15 protein-coding genes, 1 tRNA gene and 1 pseudogene are annotated in these 17,356 nt (G+C 65.8%); 9 read left to right on the forward strand and 8 right to left on the reverse strand.

The window, feature by feature from the left end; all coding sequences use genetic code 11:
* Positions 1-3 precede the first annotated feature (3 nt).
* From FHX42_RS08165 to FHX42_RS27720, 3 genes and pseudogenes are all read left to right on the forward strand, one after another.
* Complete coding sequence (locus tag FHX42_RS08165) at positions 4-396, forward strand: hypothetical protein (RefSeq protein ID WP_182543652.1); 393 nt, start codon at positions 4-6, stop codon at positions 394-396.
* A gap of 535 nt (positions 397-931) precedes the next feature.
* A complete protein-coding gene (locus tag FHX42_RS08170) occupies positions 932-1,336 on the forward strand; it encodes an Imm50 family immunity protein (protein WP_182543653.1) in 405 nt (134 codons plus the stop codon).
* 39 nt (positions 1,337-1,375) lie between these two features.
* Positions 1,376-1,585, forward strand: a pseudogene (locus FHX42_RS27720) (transposase); the annotation flags it as partial.
* Positions 1,586-2,212: 627 nt separating this feature from the next.
* Here the strand turns inward: FHX42_RS27720 and FHX42_RS27725 are convergent.
* Positions 2,213-2,938, reverse strand: coding sequence for a DoxX family protein (locus tag FHX42_RS27725; protein ID WP_407926211.1), 726 nt, complete (start codon positions 2,936-2,938; stop codon positions 2,213-2,215).
* A 213-nt stretch (positions 2,939-3,151) separates the two neighbouring features.
* Between FHX42_RS27725 and FHX42_RS08185 the strand changes: the two genes are divergently transcribed.
* The 3 genes from FHX42_RS08185 (at position 3,152) to FHX42_RS08195 (ending at position 5,943) form a co-directional block, all read left to right on the forward strand.
* On the forward strand, positions 3,152-3,730 hold the full coding sequence (locus tag FHX42_RS08185; protein ID WP_182543655.1) for a carboxymuconolactone decarboxylase family protein: 579 nt from the start codon (positions 3,152-3,154) through the stop codon (positions 3,728-3,730).
* Positions 3,727-4,590, forward strand: a complete 864-nt coding sequence (locus FHX42_RS08190; protein WP_182543656.1) for an RNA polymerase sigma-70 factor — start codon at positions 3,727-3,729, stop codon at positions 4,588-4,590. Before FHX42_RS08185 ends, FHX42_RS08190 begins: the two co-directional genes overlap by 4 nt.
* A 213-nt stretch (positions 4,591-4,803) precedes the next feature.
* Positions 4,804-5,943 carry a site-specific integrase gene (locus FHX42_RS08195; protein ID WP_182543657.1) on the forward strand — a complete coding sequence of 380 codons (1,140 nt, stop codon included), beginning with the start codon at positions 4,804-4,806 and terminating at the stop codon, positions 5,941-5,943.
* 816 nt (positions 5,944-6,759) lie between these two features.
* Here the strand turns inward: FHX42_RS08195 and FHX42_RS08200 are convergent.
* The 4 genes from FHX42_RS08200 to FHX42_RS08215 form a co-directional block, all read right to left on the reverse strand.
* Positions 6,760-8,082, reverse strand: a complete 1,323-nt coding sequence (locus tag FHX42_RS08200) for an ABC transporter ATP-binding protein (RefSeq protein ID WP_182543658.1) — start codon at positions 8,080-8,082, stop codon at positions 6,760-6,762.
* Between the two features lie 23 nt (positions 8,083-8,105).
* Positions 8,106-10,193, reverse strand: coding sequence for a dipeptide/oligopeptide/nickel ABC transporter permease/ATP-binding protein (locus tag FHX42_RS08205; protein ID WP_182543659.1), 2,088 nt, complete (start codon positions 10,191-10,193; stop codon positions 8,106-8,108).
* 13 nt (positions 10,194-10,206) lie between these two features.
* The gene (locus FHX42_RS08210) at positions 10,207-11,223 is read right to left on the reverse strand and encodes an ABC transporter permease (RefSeq protein WP_182543660.1); all 1,017 of its coding nucleotides are present in this window, start codon (positions 11,221-11,223) and stop codon (positions 10,207-10,209) included.
* A gap of 100 nt (positions 11,224-11,323) precedes the next feature.
* A complete protein-coding gene (locus FHX42_RS08215) occupies positions 11,324-12,901 on the reverse strand; it encodes an ABC transporter substrate-binding protein (protein ID WP_182543661.1) in 1,578 nt (525 codons plus the stop codon).
* Positions 12,902-13,367: 466 nt separating this feature from the next.
* Between FHX42_RS08215 and FHX42_RS08220 the strand changes: the two genes are divergently transcribed.
* Entirely contained in the window at positions 13,368-13,583 is a 216-nt protein-coding gene (locus tag FHX42_RS08220) for a site-specific integrase (protein ID WP_182543662.1), read from the forward strand.
* A 106-nt stretch (positions 13,584-13,689) separates the two neighbouring features.
* Here the strand turns inward: FHX42_RS08220 and FHX42_RS08225 are convergent.
* A tRNA-Pro gene (locus FHX42_RS08225) sits at positions 13,690-13,763 on the reverse strand.
* A gap of 93 nt (positions 13,764-13,856) precedes the next feature.
* A complete protein-coding gene (locus tag FHX42_RS08230) occupies positions 13,857-14,486 on the reverse strand; it encodes a hypothetical protein (protein ID WP_182543663.1) in 630 nt (209 codons plus the stop codon).
* 118 nt (positions 14,487-14,604) lie between these two features.
* On the opposite strand from FHX42_RS08230, the gene FHX42_RS08235 reads away from it, so the two are divergent.
* Positions 14,605-14,988: a DUF5313 family protein gene (locus FHX42_RS08235; protein ID WP_182543664.1), complete on the forward strand. Its 384-nt coding sequence runs from the start codon at positions 14,605-14,607 to the stop codon at positions 14,986-14,988.
* 1 nt (position 14,989) lies between these two features.
* Here the strand turns inward: FHX42_RS08235 and FHX42_RS08240 are convergent, their stop codons facing one another.
* Positions 14,990-16,363 (reverse strand): aminotransferase class I/II-fold pyridoxal phosphate-dependent enzyme, encoded by a 1,374-nt coding sequence (locus FHX42_RS08240; RefSeq protein WP_220480078.1) that lies wholly within the window; start codon positions 16,361-16,363, stop codon positions 14,990-14,992.
* A gap of 138 nt (positions 16,364-16,501) precedes the next feature.
* Here FHX42_RS08240 and FHX42_RS08245 point away from each other — a divergent pair, with 138 nt between their 5' ends.
* Positions 16,502-17,344, forward strand: coding sequence for a nitrilase-related carbon-nitrogen hydrolase (locus tag FHX42_RS08245; RefSeq protein ID WP_182543665.1), 843 nt, complete (start codon positions 16,502-16,504; stop codon positions 17,342-17,344).
* Positions 17,345-17,356: the final 12 nt, after the last annotated feature.

Genomic DNA, 17,356 nt, shown 5'->3' on the forward strand with positions numbered 1-17,356 from the left:
TCCGTGGACTCTCCCGTGGTGGTGCAAACTTTGATCAGGAGTCGTGACGGATCCTTCAGGAGTCTCGATGAGTCCGGAGAATCACGCCAGGGTGAATACGTCGAGGGTGCAATCGTACTCACGGCATGGGGAACCGAAATCCTTGATACGGGTGTGTGGGATGACGTGGACTACTTGTGGTCTTATATATCCGACATCGTCAATGATCTCATCGAGGGGAGGGGGTCTTGCACGTGTTTTCCGGATCAACCTATCAAGTTGTCCTTCGAGAATGTTCCCCGTGGGGGCGTGGTGGCTTCTGTGGATTTGGGCGAAGAAAGGCGTATCATGGCAATTCCGAAGGAGGCGCTTGTCGATGCGCTCCGCGCGGCTGGCAACGATTTTTTGACTGGTTGATCCGCATGTCATCAAGGGATAGCAGTGAAGCGCGGGCACGATTGAATCGTTAAGTGAATTAATGGCATGAAATACCCGGTAGGTGATATATACTTGAGCTGGGTGGTTTTCTTCGGTGCGCGCTGTTCGGGTAGTACTAGTTGATTGTCAGGGAGTGGAACCTGACGCTCCACTGGTCACGCAGTCGCTGTTGATAGCACGTGGGCGAGTGGGCAGTCCGACCGTCGACCTCGATCTGGAAGTGCAGGTGGGCTCCGCTGGACTGGCAGCGGTTGCCGACGGTGGCTTGAATACGCGCCCAGAGGCCGTGGCCGGTGGCGGATCTGGCGGCGATGATGCGACCGACGTGGTCGACACGGAGGGAGATGCCAAAGGTGTGGCGATATCCGGTCCTTCATGGAAGCCGCTGGGGCGGGGTCCGTGAAGCTGACGGCACGGAAACCAAGGCCCCGCTTCAACGTGTGCCCTCCGGGCAGGCCCGTACCGATACCGTTCCCGGAACACACGATCACTACTCCTTCAGGAGGTAGACAGCATGAGTTGGGTCGATCTCGTCATCCACAGCAAGGGAATTAAGGCGATATACGGTGATCACACGCCCAGTCTCACCGGCATCGACCTGCACAAAGTAGTCTTTGACTATGACAGGATACACGTAACACTCGTATTCGATCTTCCTGAGCTGCCCGCTACCTTGCCTGCGAAGTGGCAGAAACGGGAGTGCGACGTCGTGCAGATCGAGATGGATCTGATAGAAATCAGTGATCTGTCCGCGCGAGTCTGGGGAAGCCGCACGAGCACGAGTATTCACATGGTGGAGTCACAGGGGAAGCTGAACGTGTCTGTTCAGTCGGAAACTGGCGAACTGAGCGCGACAGCGGATTTCGCCTCTCTGCAACGCATATCTGCCTACCGATCCGATGTGAAACGACATCGGTAAGATCTCCTGACGTATTGGTGGTCTTGGCTTGAGGTGATCTTGGTGATGGTTGCGCCGTGGGTTGTCTCGGACGAGTTGTGGTCCCTGATCGAGCCGTTGCTGCCGGCGTGTCCGGCCGGCAGGGCGGGCGAAGTCGTTGCCGGGCCGGCAGGTGTTGCAGGACATCCTGTTCGTACCGGCCACCGGTATCGGTTGGGAGGGCCTGCCGCAGGATCTGGTGCTCGGCTCCGGCAGATCTGCTGGCGGCGGCACTCCCCGGCCGTCGCGCTCACCGGCGGTACCCGGCACGGCATCAACCCTCGCGCTGCTGCACCAGTTCCGCCGCCTGACCACCTGATGGGAACGCCGCATCACTGTCCACCACGGCTTCCTCGCCCCGGCGACCATCCCCGTCTGCTGGCGTCGACTCCACCGACACCAAACCTGTCAGGAGTTCTCAGGGTGTTGATCAAGCTGCGGTCCGCGGCTCGAGTGTCGGGGCCTCGTGGAGTTGGGGCGAACAAGGATGCGTCGTCCATAGGTTGGCTTTGTGGGTTCAACGGCAGGAGGGTGTTTTGGTCGGGGACGCAGTCTTCCTGCCGGATGGCTCTCTTGTGGCCTCGAGCGCTTCCACCTGCCTTGATACGGGTTCAACCGTTCTCATTCGGCGTTAACGACCGTGACCGTCGGTACCGTTGTTGCCTGTTGGCAGCAGCTTGGGCACGTTCGGCCCACTCCGGCTGGAGTGGAGATCACCGCAACCCCGTATCGGCCCTGCGCCAAAGCCGGAGACCGCTCGCTCCGGTTTCGCTCCAGGTGGGCCCTGTGGATCACGTCCAAGCGGATCGGGCAAGATCCGCACCCGGATATGGAAAAGACCGCTGACCTGGTGTTTCATCACAGGTCAGCGGGCTTCACCGCTGGTCGGGACGGCGGGATCCGAACCCACGACCCCCTTACCCCCAGGCCAGTTCTTGCGGAGTTTTGACCTGCGAAAACGGAGAAAACGCAGGACATGCCACGGTTCGACACTGTTGAGCGCGGTTGTCGTCGTTTGGCGCGCACCCGTCGCACCGCGCGCTCCTGCTCCGGTTCCCGGTTCCGGTGCCGTGGTGTTTGCCCGGCGGCCCCGCTTTGAGACGTGTTTGCCCCGTTCAGGCCGAGGCCAGGTTCAGCACGAGCGCGGCCACGGCGAGGAGGGGAAAACCGGACGCCAGGTCGAGCTGGGGCGAGTAGGTGGGCGTGGATGGCGCAGGTGAAGAACAGGGTGATCGCGGCAGCTGCGCCGATCAGTGGTACGTCGAGAAGCCTGAGCACGAGTCCGGCTGCGCCTGCGGTCTTGAGGGGTCCGATCGGGAAGATCAGCCACGATTCCGGCACGCCCGCCTTGACGATGCCGGGATGATTCGTCGGAAGCGGGCCGGGTCCCGCAATGCCCGAGAGGATGTTGGCAGCCACCGCTGGGGGAAGACGATCGCGTGGGCGGTGACCACGTGCGCCGCACGACCCTCCGTTCGGCTTGGCCGGGTCCGCCGCCTGGCCGCGGTAGCCACCGTCGTCCTCGGCGGCCCAGGTGCGCTGTGCCCGAACCTGGATCCACCACCAGGCGGAGTGGAAGATCATTGCGGCCTGCGCCGTGTTCCTCACCGACGAGCTCGGAGACACCGGCGCCGGTACCCACGGTGGTTGAGCCAGCGACTTGGCGACCGATCAAGGCGGGTTCTCCTTTGACCAACGGCGGATCAACGGACATCCGGGTTTCGTCGGTCCGGGTGTCACAGTCGATTCGTGGCCGGTGTCTCCATGCCGAGAGCGAGCAAACGGCGAGGAGGAGTCATGGCCAGCAGTACCAGGATCCCGAAGGCGGAGCTGACCGGCATCTACGGCGCAGTGATCAAGCGGATGTCCCGCAGGATGTTCGGCGATGTGCCCGAGCCGGTCGGCGTGGCCTGGCACAACCGGAAGGTGTTGAACTTCAGCTTCAGCGTCGGTCGCAGCATCCGGAAGTGGGACCAGTGTGACGAGAACCTGAAGTCGTACGCGCACATGGCGGTGGCCAGCCTGGTCGGCTGCAGCTTCTGCCTGGACCTCGGCTACTTCCACGCCCACAACGAAGGACTCGACGTGGCCAAGGCTCGGGAGGTGCCGCGGTGGCGCGAGTCGGACGTCTTCACGCCGCTGGAGCGCGATGTCATGGAGTACGCCGAGGCGATGTCGCAGACCCCGCCGAGGGTCACCGACGAACTCTCGGCGAGGCTGCTGGAGGTGCTCGGCCCGGCGGCGGTGGTGGAGCTGACGACGTACATCGCGCTGGTCAACTTCATGACCCGCTCCAACACCGCGTTCGGCGTCGAGTCGCAGGAGTTCTCGGCCGCCTGTGACCTCGAGCCGCTCGCCGTAGCCTCGACGACATGACCGACGACCCGTTCGTGGCCCACCGCAGCCTGCTGTTCACCGTCGCCTACGAGATGCTCGGCTCTGCCGCCGACGCCGAGGACGTCGTTCAGGAGAGCTGGCTGCGGTGGGCCGACGTCGACCAGGCACAGGTGCGCGACCCGCGGGCCTACCTGGTCCGGATCGTCACTCGGCTGGCGCTCAACCGGCTGCGAGCGCTGGCGCGGCAACGTGAGGACTACGTCGGACCATGGCTGCCCGAACCGCTGCTGACCAGTCCCGATGTGGCTGTCGACGCCGAGCTCGCCGAGAACGTCTCGATCGCGATGCTCACCGTGCTGGAGACCCTCGGTCCGGCCGAGCGGGCCGTGTTCGTGCTGCGCGAGGTGTTCGACACACCGTATGACGAGATCGCCGAGGTGGTGGGCAAGACTCCGGCCGCGGTCCGGCAGATCGCGAACCGCGCCCGTGAGCACGTCGCTGCGCGGAGACCGCGGATGCGGGTGGACCGAGCCCAGCAGCAGGCAGCCGTCGAGAAGTTCACGGCGGCCGTCTCCACCGGCGACGTGCAGTCACTGGTGGAGGTGCTCGCCCCGGACGTGGTGGTGGTCGCCGACGGCGGCGGTCAGGTGGCGGCAGCTCGCAAGCCGATCACCGGGGTCGAGAAGGTGGCCGCTTTCCTGGCCCGCGCGGCCCGGGTCCCGGACCTCGCGGCGACCACTGCCTGGTTCAACGGGACGCCGGGCGCCCGGATCGACATCGGTGGCGCAGCCACCGCGGTGAGTCCGGTGGTCGAGGACGGCCGGATCACCCGGGTCTACGCGATCCGCAACCCGAACAAGCTGGGACGACTGGACGAGGTGGCGGAACTGCGCCGGTGACATCCTGCGTTGTGGCGGACTGATCCCCGGACGTGTCTGAATCGAACCTGGTACAGGCTGGTTTGCTCAGGGGCGGTGGTGATGGGGTCGAATCCGAATCGGGGTCGCGTGTACCCCCGGTGTGGATGCCGGGATGCGGATGGGCGCCAGCTGGGTGCGCGGTGTCCGCGGCTGGCCGGGTGCAGGCATGGCACGTGGGCGTTCGCTGTCGACATGCCCTCGACCAATGGCCGGCGGCGCACGATGCGGCGGAGTGGGTTCGCCACGAAGGCCCGGGCCGAGTTGATCCGGGTGCTGGCGTGTGAACGCACCGAGGTCGTCGTCGATGATCGCCGGAGCGTGGCCGAGTATCTCACCGGGTGGGTGGCGGGGAAGGCGTTGACGTTGAAGCCGACCGCGATGGCCAACTACCGCGACTACGTGACCAAGGACCTCATCCCCGCGCTGGGGACGGTGAGGCTGGAAAGCCTCACGCATCAGCATGTGATGCAGCTCGTGCACCGCCAGCTGGAGGGGTGCGGTGGCGGTACGCCGCAGTGGGGCGACGTTGTCCAGCGCGCTCAACGACGCGGTGCGTCAGCGCCGGTCGCAGGTCAACGTGGCGAAGTACGCCCAGCCCCAGGCGCCCCGTATCGCCCGACGTGTTGGACCTCGGAGCAGGCCGCGGCGTTCCTGCGCTACTGCGCCGAGGTCGACGATGCGCTAACCGAACTGTTCGAGGTCCTGGTCGGCACGGGTCTGCGCAAGGGTGAAGCGCTGGCTCTGCACTGGTCGGACGTTGACCTCGACGAGCGGGTGTTGTTCGTGCGCCACACACTGTCCAACGTCACCAACACGACGCCGGTGTTTTCCGCGCCGACAACGAGGATCAGTCTGGACGGGGTCGGGCTGTCGGCTCGCGTCGTGGCGGCGTTGCGCAGGCAGGCCGAGCGCCAGGGCCGGCAGCGGCTGACCGATGGGGCCGACTTGCCCCGGATTCGGGTGCACGCCCTGCGGTATCTCGTGGCGACGTTGATGATCGCCTCGAGGGTGCCGCTCGGGGTGGTGTTCAAGCCCATGCGGCACTCGGCCCCGTCGGTGACCGTCAACATCTACGGGCACCTCGCTCGGCACACGGCGCACGAGGCTGTCGAGGCCATGGCCGCCACCCTCAACGCGGCCGAAGCGTCAGCCGCACCGCAGAGGTCAAGCACCGACAGAACGGGATCGGATGCGATCACCGTGCGGCCACATCGTCCCGACATACGAAACCAGCGGGTCTACCTTTCGGTAAACCCGCTGGTCACAGCCTCGGGACGGCGGGATTCGAACCCACGACCCCCAGATATGTCCATAGGAGACAGCAACCTGTGAAAACCGAGACACTGCAGGGCAAATCCGTGCAGCTCGCTACCGTCCAGTGTAGTTCGATGCAGTTCAGGACGCGTGATCCTCCCGGTTCCCTCCCGCTCCATCTCGCCAGCGCCCAATACCCGGCTGAGCTCACACACAGTTAATGCTTGCTCAGCACGGCCGGGCGCCCACACAACGCGGTGGTTCTCACCGACGGCGAACGTGCAACCCTGGTGAGCTGGACGCACAGCCGTACTTACTCGCAAGCGCTGGTGTTACGCGCTTGAATCGCCGCGGACCTGTTGGTTCGAGGGATCACTGGCCGCTGAGGGAGTGGGTCATGACTATCGCCTTTCCAAGTGAATCGGCCGAGTACCGCCAGGTTCGTAACCGGCTGTAGGACGAGAGATCGGTTTGCGCCCGCCACCGAAGCAGTGGCCGGGCGCGCACTACCTCCCGGTGGCCCCATCGCAGGATCACGTCTTCGTTGGGTTGGACACGGACGGGTCCGCGATTCGGATCAGTATGTCGCAGCTGTTCGCACAGCGGCGAAACAGCACGGCTTGCCCTGGCCGAGGCGTCACACCCGTCCCACGCTGCGTTACTCGATCAGTTCGACGGTGCCGTCGAGTATGGCCGGCCATACCTGATCTTCGTCGTGGGCAAAGCACCGCTGCAGCGGTCTGCCACCTTCGGCCGCGAGGGGCGTAGCGGACCGCGCCGGCACGGCCCGCGGGTGTTCGATCCCTGGATCTGATCGAGTCGAGACGACAAAGTGTCGCACTCTTGCGCGGAAGTGGCCTTCACCGACCACGTTGACGCAAGAGCGTTGGACCGTTACCTGGCCGTCTGGTGCAACACCTCGGGGCCGCCGACGTGGACGCCGCTCTCGCGGACCAGCACCCCATGCAGGTGGCAGGCCACGTCGCGCCTGTCGACCTTCTGCATCGCCGGTTCCGGCCCCGCGCCGAACCGGACGAGGACGTGGCTCGACTCCACGCGCACCTCGGTCACCGCGGAGAACACGTTCGCGTGCAGGTTCGGGCCGTGCTCATGCAGCCACTCGGCCAGGTCCTCCGGGGCCGAGGCTGAGAACCGGACCGACTCCCGCGCGACCTCGGCGTTGTCCAGCTTGCCGAACAGCTTGGTCTCCCGCTCGTAGGTCTCCGGGTCGACCTGTGTCCAGCGCTCCTCCAGCGCATCGATGAGGTCCTGGCCCTCCCAGCCGCACACCTCGAACGCCTGTGGACAACGCGGATGGAACCGGCAGCCCGCGGGCGGCCGGGCCGCGTCCGGGATCTCGCCGCGCGGCAGGGTCTTCTCCCGGCCACGCCTGCCCGCCTCCGGTTGCGGGATCGCGGAGAGCAGCGCACGAGTGTAGGGATGCTGCGGGTCGGAGAACATCAGATCGGCGTCGCCGTACTCGACGAACCTGCCGAGGTAGAGAATGCCGATCCGATCGCACATGAACCGGGCCGTGGCCAGGTCGTGGGTGATGAACACGTAGGTGAGGTCGAGCTCTTCCTGCAGTTCCAGCATCAGCTCGAGCACTCGTGCGCGTACGCTCATGTCCAACGCGGCCACCGGCTCGTCGGCGATCACGAAGCTGGGCTTGGTGATCAGCGAGCGGGCGATCACCAGCCGCTGCTTCTGTCCACCGGAGAGTTCCTCCGGGTAGCGATCCAGGTAGTTCCGCGCGGGCTGCAGTCCGACCCGTTCGAGCATGTCCACCACCCACTCGCGGGCCTCCGCACGGGTCTCGACCATGCCGTGGATCCACAGCGGGTGCCCGACGCCCTGGGCGATCGTCATCGCCGGATTCATCGACGCGTTCGGGTCCTGGAAGATCATGCTCAGCTCGCGACGCATCGGGCGCATCTGGCTCTCCGACATCGGCACGAGATCCCTGCCCTGGTACCGGATCTCACCCGAGGTCGGCTGCACCAGCTTCAGCAGCGACCGGCCAAGCGTCGACTTGCCCGAGCCGCTCTCACCGACAAGCCCGAGCACTTCGCCGCGGTGTAGCTCGAAGTTCACCCCGTCGACGGCCTTGACCACACCCTGAGTGCGGCCGAGCAGGTTGCGCCCGGTCGTGAAGTGGGTGTTCAGGTCGCGCACCGACATCAACGGCTCCGCATCGGAGTCCGATCCGGTCACCACGTCCTCATCTCCTCGATACACGATCACACCTCCGACTTCTGCGGGTCGCCGGACGGCGTGCGCACGTCCGCGGGCACGTCCGCTCCGGCGCCCGGGTAGAGCAGGCAGGCCGCCTGCTGCTCCGGACCGACCGTGGTCAGTTCGGGATCGACCTTCGTGCAGTGGTCCATCGCGTAGGCGCAGCGGTCCGCGAACCGGCACCCGGTCGGTGGTTCGACAAGATTCGGCGGGTAGCCGCCGACCGAGTGCAGCTCGGTGGTGTTCAACGAGATGGTCGATGCCACCAACCCACGGGTGTAGGGGTGCTTCGGGTCGTTGAAGATCTGGTCAACCGGGCCCATTTCCACGATCCGGCCCGCATACATCACCGCAACCCGGTCGCAGGCTTCGGCGACGACGCCGAGATTGTGGGTGATGAGCAGGATGCCGACGTTTTCCTCGCTGCGCAGCCGTTCCAGAAGGGACAGAATCTGCGATTCCACGATGACGTCGAGCGCGGTGGTCGGCTCGTCCGCGACGATCGTGCGCGGGGTGAGCACGATCGCCATGGCCAACATGACCCGCTGGCGCATCCCACCGGAGAACTCGTGCGGATAGTTGTCGACCCTGGTCGGCGGGATCCCGACCTGCATCAGCGCGTCTCTGGCCATGGTGCGCGCCCGCTGCCGCGACGTCTTCGGCTGATGGGTGCGGATCATCTCAACGAAGTGGTCGGACACCCGCATGAGCGGGTTGAGCCGGGTCATCGGCTCCTGGAACATCAACGAGATGCCCTCGCCACGCATCTTGCGCACGGTGGACTCGGGAGCGTTGACGATGTCGCGGTCGTCGATCTCGACCTCGCCTTGCACCACGCCGCCGGGCGGCATGAGCCGCAGCATGGCGCGGCCCATCGAGGACTTCCCGCTGCCGGACTCACCGACAAGGCCGACGCACTCACCCGCCCGTAGGTTCAGGTCGACTCCGTCTACGGCCCACAACGGACCGTCCGAGGTCCGGTAGCCGACCCGCAGATCGCGGATCTTCGCGGCCAGCTTCTCCTGGGCCGCACCCCTTACCGCATCGGCGGAACGGGTCACTCCGCCATCGCCGTTCTTGCGCCGCGAGCGCGGCATGCCCGCGATCTTCCGGCCTGCCTTGCCGCGAGTGCGCAGCAGGGGGTTGACGACGTCGTTGAGGCCCTCCCCGACCAGGGTCAGGGCGGTCACCAACAGCACAATCGCCATACCGGGCCAGAACGCGGTCCACCAGATGCCCGCCGCGACGTCGTTGGTGGCCTTAGCGATGTCCAGGCCCCACTCCGGTATCGGGTACGGCACGCCGTAGCCGAGGAAGCCCAGCGCTGCCAGCACGAGGATGGAGTCGGCGGCATTCAGCGTGAGGATGACCGGAACGGTCTGCACCACGTTGAAGAAGATGTAGCGCCCGACGATCGTCCGGTCCTTCGCGCCGAACGACCGCGCCGCCTCGACGAACGGTTCCTGCTTCACCGAGAACGTGTGATTGCGCACCACCCGGTAATACTGCGGGATATAGACGACGGCGACCGCGGCCGCGGCGGAGAACACGCCCTGGGTCAGGATCGAACCGAGGACGAAACCCACGATGATCGCCATCACCAGCGAGGGGAACGCGTACACCGAGTCCATGACCGTGACCAGCGCCCGGTCGAACTTCCCGCCGCGGTAACCGCTGTAGAGTCCGAGCGTGACGCCTACGAGCATCGCTATCGACACTGCGATCGCCATCACCACGAACGCGAGGCTGGCCGCGTCGATGATCCTGGCCAGCACGTCGAACCCGTCCCTGGTGGTACCGAACGGGTGCTCGACCGACGGTGGGGCCAGCGCCGGGAACTTCACGAACTCGCCGGGCGCGACCTCCTTGCGGTACTGCGTGCCGCTGTAGGGATACAGCAGCGGAGCCACGAAGGCGACGAGCAGGAAGAACACAACCACGCCGAGGCCGCTGAAGATGAGCCCTCGGGAGATCCGGCTGGTCTGTCGGAACGGCCGGTATATGTGCTGCAACCGTTTCTTCAACGGGGTGCGCGAGTTGACCGCCGCGGAATGGGCGTCGGCAGGTGCCTCGCTGCCGTGCACAGTTGACATTTTGATGATCCTCTTAGTAGCGCACCCGGGGATCGATGATCCCGGTGATGATGTCGATCAGCAGCGATACGCCCACGACCACCAGCGCGATGAACGTGACGATGCCCTGCACCGCCGCGTAGTCCCGTGTACCGACGAAGTCGATGAGTTCGCGTGCGAGTCCCGGCCAGCTGAAGGTCGTCTCGGTCAGCGCGGCGTAACCCAGCATCAGCGCGAACTGCAGGCCCACGATCGTGATGATCGGGATGAGTGCCGTCTTGAACGCGTGCCGGAACAGCACGTTGCGTTCCGGAAGCCCCCGCCCGCGCGCCGCCTCGACGTAGTCGGAGCGCAGGGTCTGCAGCATGTTCACCCGAACGAGCCGAATGAACACGCCGCCGATCAGCAAGCCCAGCGTGACGGCCGGCAGTATCAGGTGCAGCAGACTGCTCTGCAGCGCTTCCCAATCGCCGGTGATGATCGAGTCGAACACGTAGAAGCCGGTGATCTGTTCGGGCGCGTCGAAGCCTCCGGCACGGCCGCTGCTCGGCAACCAGCCCAGCTTCACCGAGAACAGCAGTTGGCCGAGCAGCGCCGTCCAGAAGACAGGCGCGGCGTAGATGACGACACCGAACAGCCTGCCGCCGACGTCGAACGCGGTGTCGCGCAGCCTGCCCGCGATCGCGCCGACGACCACGCCGAGCGTGACCGCGATCAACATGCCCGCGGCGGCAAGCTCCAACGTAGCGGGCGCGGTTTCCAGAATGATCTCCACCACGCTGCGCGAGTCGGTCACCGGGTTACCGAAGTCGCCGGTGAGAGCCCCAGCAAGGTAGTTGAAGTATTGGACGTAGATCGGGTCGTTAAGTCCGAGCGTTTCCTGCCGCGCCGCGATCTCGGCAGGCGGCAACCGCCCACCGAGCGTGGCTGTCACCGGATCCCCTGGAGCCGCGTGCAACAGCAGGAACACCAGTGTCAGCAGGATGAACACACTCGGGACGGCGAGTAGTACCCGGGTGACCAGATAACGCCCCAGCGAACCAGTCTTCACGCCAGTACAACCTTCCTCTCCACGCGCAGGCCCGTAGGGGTGACCCGGTCGGTCGAACCACCCCTACAAGCACTACTGAAATCGATCTTCAGCGCTTGCGTCAGCCTTGATCTTTGTGGTGGATGGTGTAGTACCGGAAGACCTGGGAGGCGTCCATGGTCTTCTGCGCCCCCGTGATGTCGCTGCGCACGAAGGCCAGCGGGGTGTTCACCGCCAGCGGAACGATCGGCGCGTCCTCGGCGGTCAGCTGCTGGATCTTCGCGAAGGTCTGCGTGCGCGCCTGCGAGTCGATCGACTCGGCCGTTTGTTCCTGCTGGATCAGCTGATCCATTTTCGGATTGTCGTACATCCGCAGGAAGCTCTGCTCCGAGTGGTAGAACGGCTGGATGTAGTTGTCCGGGTCAAGGAAGTCCGGGTACCAGCCGAGCAGGTGCGCCGGGTACTGGCCGGTCGACCCCGGCACGTTGTTCGCGCTGAACTGCGCCCACGGCGCCTTCTTGATGTTCACCTCGAACATGCCGGTTTCCTCGAGCATCCGTGCGACCGTGCTCGCCAGCGACGACTCGGTGGCGCCGTAGTGGTTGGTGCCGAACCAGAGGTCAATGGTTACCTTCTTGTCGATGAAGTCGCTCGGCTTCTTACCCTCGTAGAGCTTCTTGAACGCAGGGACCGACACCTCGTCGAAGGTAGGCGGAACCATCGAGTACAGCGGCTTGCCTACACCGCCGTAGACCTCTTTGATGATCCGCTTACGGTCGATGGCCGCGGCGACGGCCTTGCGGACGTTCTTTTTACCGAACGGCTCCAGATAGGGGTTGAGCACCAGATAGCGGATCGAGGCGCCCTTGCCCTTGATGATCTTGATCTCGTCGTTGTTCTTCAGTGACTCGCGCTGCTGCGGCGTCAGGTTGCGGAACGCCACGTCGATCTCGTCCGACTTCAGCGCGGCCAGCATCTGCGCGGGTTTGGCGAAGAACTTGACCAGCACCTTGTTGTTCTTCGGGGTCTTGCCGGAGTAGCCGTCCCACGCCTGAAGCGTGATCGACTCGCCCTGGCGGCGGTCCGCCAGTTTGTACGGCCCCGCGGACGCGAGTTCCTCGCTGACGTACTTCTCGAACTCTGAGGTGGGGGCGTCGTCCGGAATCTTCTTGCCCGGCGACTTGTACTTCCCGGAGGGAAGGATCGTCGCGACGTTGTAGGCCAGCTTGGAGGTGAAGGTGATGTCCGGCTTGCCGAGGCTGATCACGACCGTCTGCGGGTCCGGGGTCTCGATCGTGTCGATGCCCTCGAGCAGGAACCCGGCACCCTCGGGGTGGTTAATCCAGCGTGCCCTGTTCAGCGAGAACTTGACGTCCTTGCTGGTGAGCTTGGAACCGTCCTGGAACTTGATGCCCTTCTTCAGGGTGAAGGTGTAGCTCGTGCCATCTTCGCTGATCTTCGGCGGTTTCGTCGTCAGGCTCGGGGAAGGCTTGGTCTCTCCGGGCTTGTAGCCGACCAGTGTGGAGCCGACATTGTCGATGATCGTGCCGCAGTAGTAGCTGTAGCACTTGGCTGGGTCGAGGCTGGGGACGGAGTCGGTCGTACCGACGATGATGCCTTCCTCACCACCGCCACCGGAGCCACTCCCGGCGCAGGCGCTGAGCGCCATGGTCAGGGCAGCGACGCTCGCGACTCCCACTCGCCGAAACGATCGTCGCCCGATCGAGCTATGCACTCGCGTACTGGTCATTTACGCACCTCGGTGTGTGTCCAATTCCCGTGGAATGGAGCACACCCTAAGGAAGAGATTTAGGTCACAGTTCACAATGCAGGTCACGATCTGACTACAAGTCAGACGTGTCACCCCGTGGGTCTGGAGGCTTCAACGCTGGAAGGGATGAGGCCTCATGTCAGGGAGTTGTCCAACGTCACCAACACGACGCCGGTGTTTTCCGCGCCGACAACGAGGATCAGTCTGGACGGGGTCGGGCTGTCGGCTCGCGTCGTGGCGGCGTTGCGCAGGCAGGCCGAGCGCCAGGGCCGGCAGCGGCTGGCCGAGGGGGAGTTCCGTGATCAGGAACTCGTGTTCTGTCGCTCCAACGGTGAGCCGTTGCGGCCGGAGTACGTGCTGCGTTCACTTCCACCAGCTGACCGATGGGGCCGACTTGCCCCGGATTCGGGTGCACGCCCTGCGGTATCTCGTGGCGACGTTGATGATCGCCTCGAGGGTGCCGCTTGGGGTGGTGTTCAAGCCCATGCGGCACTCGGCCCCGTCGGTGACCGTCAACATCTACGGGCACCTCGCTCGGCACACGGCGCACGAGGCTGTCGAGGCCATGGCCGCCACCCTCAACGCGGCCGAACAGGCTCGCGCCACATAGTTCAAGCTTCGACAGAACGGGATCGGATGCGATCACCGTGCGGCCACATCGTCCCGACATACGAAACCAGCGGGTCTACCTTTCGGTAAACCCGCTGGTCACAGCGTCGGGACGGCGGGATTCGAACCCACGACCCCCTGACCCCCAGTCAGGTGCGCTACCAAACTGCGCCACGTCCCGGTCGGTCGATCACGTCTGTTGACGTTGTGCGATCAGTTTACAATATCGGTTCACCGGCGCTGTGCACCGGGGGTGGTTTCCCCGACTCGCTGGTTATCCGCGCCCCTGAACTGCGGGAACGTCGGAAATCGTCACCTGCGGGCGGTAGCCGCGAGCGGTGTAGCGCTCGTGGAGCTCGTCCGCCGCCTTGTCGAGCTCGTCGGAGAGCGCGAAGTTCCCCGGTTCCTCGACCGGCTTCCAGCGGCGACCGCTGCCGACCTCCACGCCCCAGGCCCACATGCCGTGGTGGTGCGAGTCGGTGCGGTGTCGGGCGAGCTGCTGCCCGGCGTGATCGCTGACGATCCATTCCCAGCCACCGTCCTCGGCCGGATACAGCCGGATGTCGCGGTAGGTGACCGTGGGTGTTTCGGAGGCGTTCATGAGCCAGCTCAGAGTGGCGGGAGGCTCCGCGGGCTTCTCTTCGGCAGCGGGATTCCGGGCGGATTTCCGGGGTGCCGCTTCGGTGGCGCCGTGCTGCTGTTCCCAGAACTCGTAGACGTCGCTGGGGTGCAGCGGGCTCCGATTGTGCCGGTAGTGATACAGCGCGGCCGCGCGAGCGGTGTCGTGATCGACCGGTTCGAGCAGCAGCTGCCAGGAGTCCACGTAGTCGGGGTCGATCCGGGGGTGATCGGGATCCATCCTGCGGACGAAACCCATCAGGTCGGCGGTTTCCTGCTGCTCCATGCGAACCTCCCGGGTCGTCCCTGCACCGCGCCCGTCGAGTTTACCGCTCCCGGTGCCGATTTCTGACCTGCGCCGACGCAGCGGGATCGTCGCGTCGGCGCAGGATTATCCTGGGAGAATGGGCACGCATCGACCGAACCCGTTGCAGTGGGTTTGGTACGCCTACGGCGGGAAGCTGCCGGACCACCTCGCCGAATGGGTCCTGCACGACGTGACCTGCCGTACCTGGGTGCTGCGGCAGCTGGCTCGCGCGCTGATCCAGTTGACCCCGCTGTGCCTGGCGGTGCTGCTGTTGCCGGGGCCGCTGTGGATCCGCTTGTACGCGCTGACGCTGGGACTGCTGGTCGGCGTCTTCTACTCGCTCAGTGCCATGATCGAAACGGCCGAACACCGGGTCATCAAGCACGGTTACCCGCCGGGAATCGGCAAGGACACCCGTGAGATGCACAAGGACGTACGCCGCGCCACGCGCAACGCCGCCCGGCGGCGCGGGCAGGAGTGAGTCACCGTCCGACCCGGTGCCTGTAGTGCCCCTGAACGCGAGTGGCCTCGGCGATGCTGTCGGCCAGCCACGGGGCGTGCTCGGTGCGCAGGGCTGCGGTGGTGAGACGAACGTGCCCGCCGGTGTTCGCGCCCGGTGCGAGGAAGAAGGGTTGTCCGGGTGCCGCGCCGATGCCGTGGGAGGCCAGCAGCACCAGCGAGTCGCGTTCCTCCGGAACCTCGACCCAGACGTTGAACCCGTCCTCGCCGGTGGCCGCGACTCCTCGTCGATTCAGCGCCTCGACCACGGCGGCACGCCGGTGCGCGTAGGTCGTGCGCGCGCGCTCGACGGCCGCGACGCACTCCTGGTCGGTGAGCATGGTCGCCAGCAGTCGCTGGAGGAGTCGACTGGACCAGGCGGGCCCCAGACTGCGCCGGGCGACCAGCTGCTCGACGAGCTCGGTCGGTCCACCCACCGCGGCCAGTCGCAGGTCCGGACCGTGCGACTTGGAGAAGCTGCGGACGTGCGCCGTCCGCTCGGGCGCGTACCGGGCGAGACTGACCTGCTCGGCGGTGGCGATCGCACCGACGTGATCGTCCTCGACGGCGATCGTGTCCGGTGACCGGCGAAGTATCTCGGCGAGCTCCTGCGCCCGCTCGGTGGTCATGCTCGTTCCCGTCGGGTTCTGCGCGCGAGGCTGGAGCAGCACCACGGCGGTGCGCCGGTGCAGTGCCCGGTGCAGGTCCTCGGGGAGGATGCCGCTCTCGTCCGCACCGACGCCGACCACGGTGGCGCCGAGCACTTCCAACAGGTCCAGCAGCGGGGGAAAGGTCGGGTTCTCCACGACCACCCGGTCACCGAAGTGCACCAGGTGCCGCAGCAGTCGGTCGACGGCGTCGAGCGAGCCGTCCACCACGGTGACGGCTTCGGGCTCCCACAGCGGGCGCCATGCTTCGCGAAGCAGGGTCTCCAGCTCGGGCAGTACCGGTGGGTCGAGGTAGCCCAGCGGTGTTTCACCACGACCGGGCAGGGCGGGAAGTCTCGGCAGCAGTTCCGGATCCGGCACTCCCGTCGACAGGTCGCGTTCGAGCCGGCCGGCGTCCCCGGCCAGTCGCCAGAACCGCGACGGTCGTGCGGTCCCCGGTTGCTCGGCCACGAAGGAGCCGTTGCGTCCTTCGGTGCGGATCGCGCCGATCCGGCTCAGCCAGCGCCACGCCTCGTTGACCGTGGTCGGGCTCGTTCCCAGCGCCTCGGCCAGCTTGCGCACCGTCGGTAACCGGGTGCCCGGTGTGAGCTCACCCGCTCGGATCATGCGGTTGACGGCGGCGGCCACGCCCGTGGCGGAGCGTTCGGTGATGGCGGCCGCCATCACCGCCGCGGAGGGCTCCGGATCCACGATCGCGCTCCTTCCCACGATGAGGGCAGCAATGTTCTGTAACAAAAGTTCTATTGCACCAGTATGGCCGGGGTCATATGTTCGGTTTTCCGGGTGCTCGGACGGGGACCGGGCGGTGGACGACCGAAAGGATCGGCGATGTCGGAGCTCGTTCGGGCCGCGCTGGTGCAGGCGAAGTGGACCGGTGACACCGCTTCCATGACGGATCTGCACGAGCAGTACGCGCGGAGCGCCGCGGCGCGGGGCGCCGGGATCATCGGGTTCCAGGAGGTCTTCAACGCGCCGTACTTCTGCCAGGTCCAGGAGCCGGAGCACTACGAGTGGGCCGAGCCGGTGCCGGACGGGGCCACCACGCGCCGGATGCGCGAGCTCGCCCGCGAATTGCGAATGGTGATCGTCGTACCCGTCTTCGAGAGCGACGGTCCCGGCTTCTACTACAACACCGCCGCCGTCGTCGACGCCGACGGCAGCTACCTGGGCAAGTACCGCAAGCATCACCTACCGCACCTGCCGGGCTTCTGGGAGAAGTACTACTTCCGTCCCGGCAACCTCGGATGGCCGGTCTTCGACACGGCCGTGGGCCGGGTCGGCGTCTACATCTGCTACGACCGGCACTTCCCCGAGGGCTGGCGCGCTCTCGGACTCGCCGGTGCGCAGCTGGTCTACAACCCCTCGGCCACCAGCCGCGGGCTGTCCTCGCACCTGTGGAACCTCGAACAGCCCGCGGCGGCGGTGGCCAACGAGTACTTCGTCGCCGCCATCAACCGCGTCGGGGTCGAGGAGTACGGCGACAACGACTTCTACGGCAGCAGCTACTTCGTGGACCCCTCCGGACGGTTCGTCGGCGATCCGGCCAGTACCACCGACGAGGAGCTCCTGATCCGCGATCTCGACCTGAGCGACGTCGACGAGGTCCGGCGCACCTGGGCTTTCTACCGTGATCGCCGCCCGGACGCCTACGGCTCGCTGACCCAGCCCTGAGACCTCACGTCG

The organism is Halosaccharopolyspora lacisalsi (assembly GCF_014137975.1).
Lineage (GTDB): Bacteria > Actinomycetota > Actinomycetes > Mycobacteriales > Pseudonocardiaceae > Halosaccharopolyspora > Halosaccharopolyspora lacisalsi.

Excerpts from the sequence above, each read along its gene's own strand:
- FHX42_RS08245 (WP_182543665.1), top strand. The coding sequence starts at position 16,502 with ATGTCGGAGCTCGTTCGGGCCGCGCTGGTGCAGGCGAAGTGGACCGGT.
- FHX42_RS08205 (WP_182543659.1), bottom strand. The coding sequence starts at position 10,193 with ATGTCAACTGTGCACGGCAGCGAGGCACCTGCCGACGCCCATTCCGCG.
- FHX42_RS08195 (WP_182543657.1), top strand. The coding sequence starts at position 4,804 with ATGCCCTCGACCAATGGCCGGCGGCGCACGATGCGGCGGAGTGGGTTC.
- FHX42_RS08170 (WP_182543653.1), top strand. The coding sequence starts at position 932 with ATGAGTTGGGTCGATCTCGTCATCCACAGCAAGGGAATTAAGGCGATA.
- FHX42_RS27725 (WP_407926211.1), bottom strand. The coding sequence starts at position 2,938 with ATGATCTTCCACTCCGCCTGGTGGTGGATCCAGGTTCGGGCACAGCGC.
- FHX42_RS08230 (WP_182543663.1), bottom strand. The coding sequence starts at position 14,486 with ATGGAGCAGCAGGAAACCGCCGACCTGATGGGTTTCGTCCGCAGGATG.
- FHX42_RS08185 (WP_182543655.1), top strand. The coding sequence starts at position 3,152 with ATGGCCAGCAGTACCAGGATCCCGAAGGCGGAGCTGACCGGCATCTAC.
- FHX42_RS08190 (WP_182543656.1), top strand. The coding sequence starts at position 3,727 with ATGACCGACGACCCGTTCGTGGCCCACCGCAGCCTGCTGTTCACCGTC.
- FHX42_RS08235 (WP_182543664.1), top strand. The coding sequence starts at position 14,605 with ATGGGCACGCATCGACCGAACCCGTTGCAGTGGGTTTGGTACGCCTAC.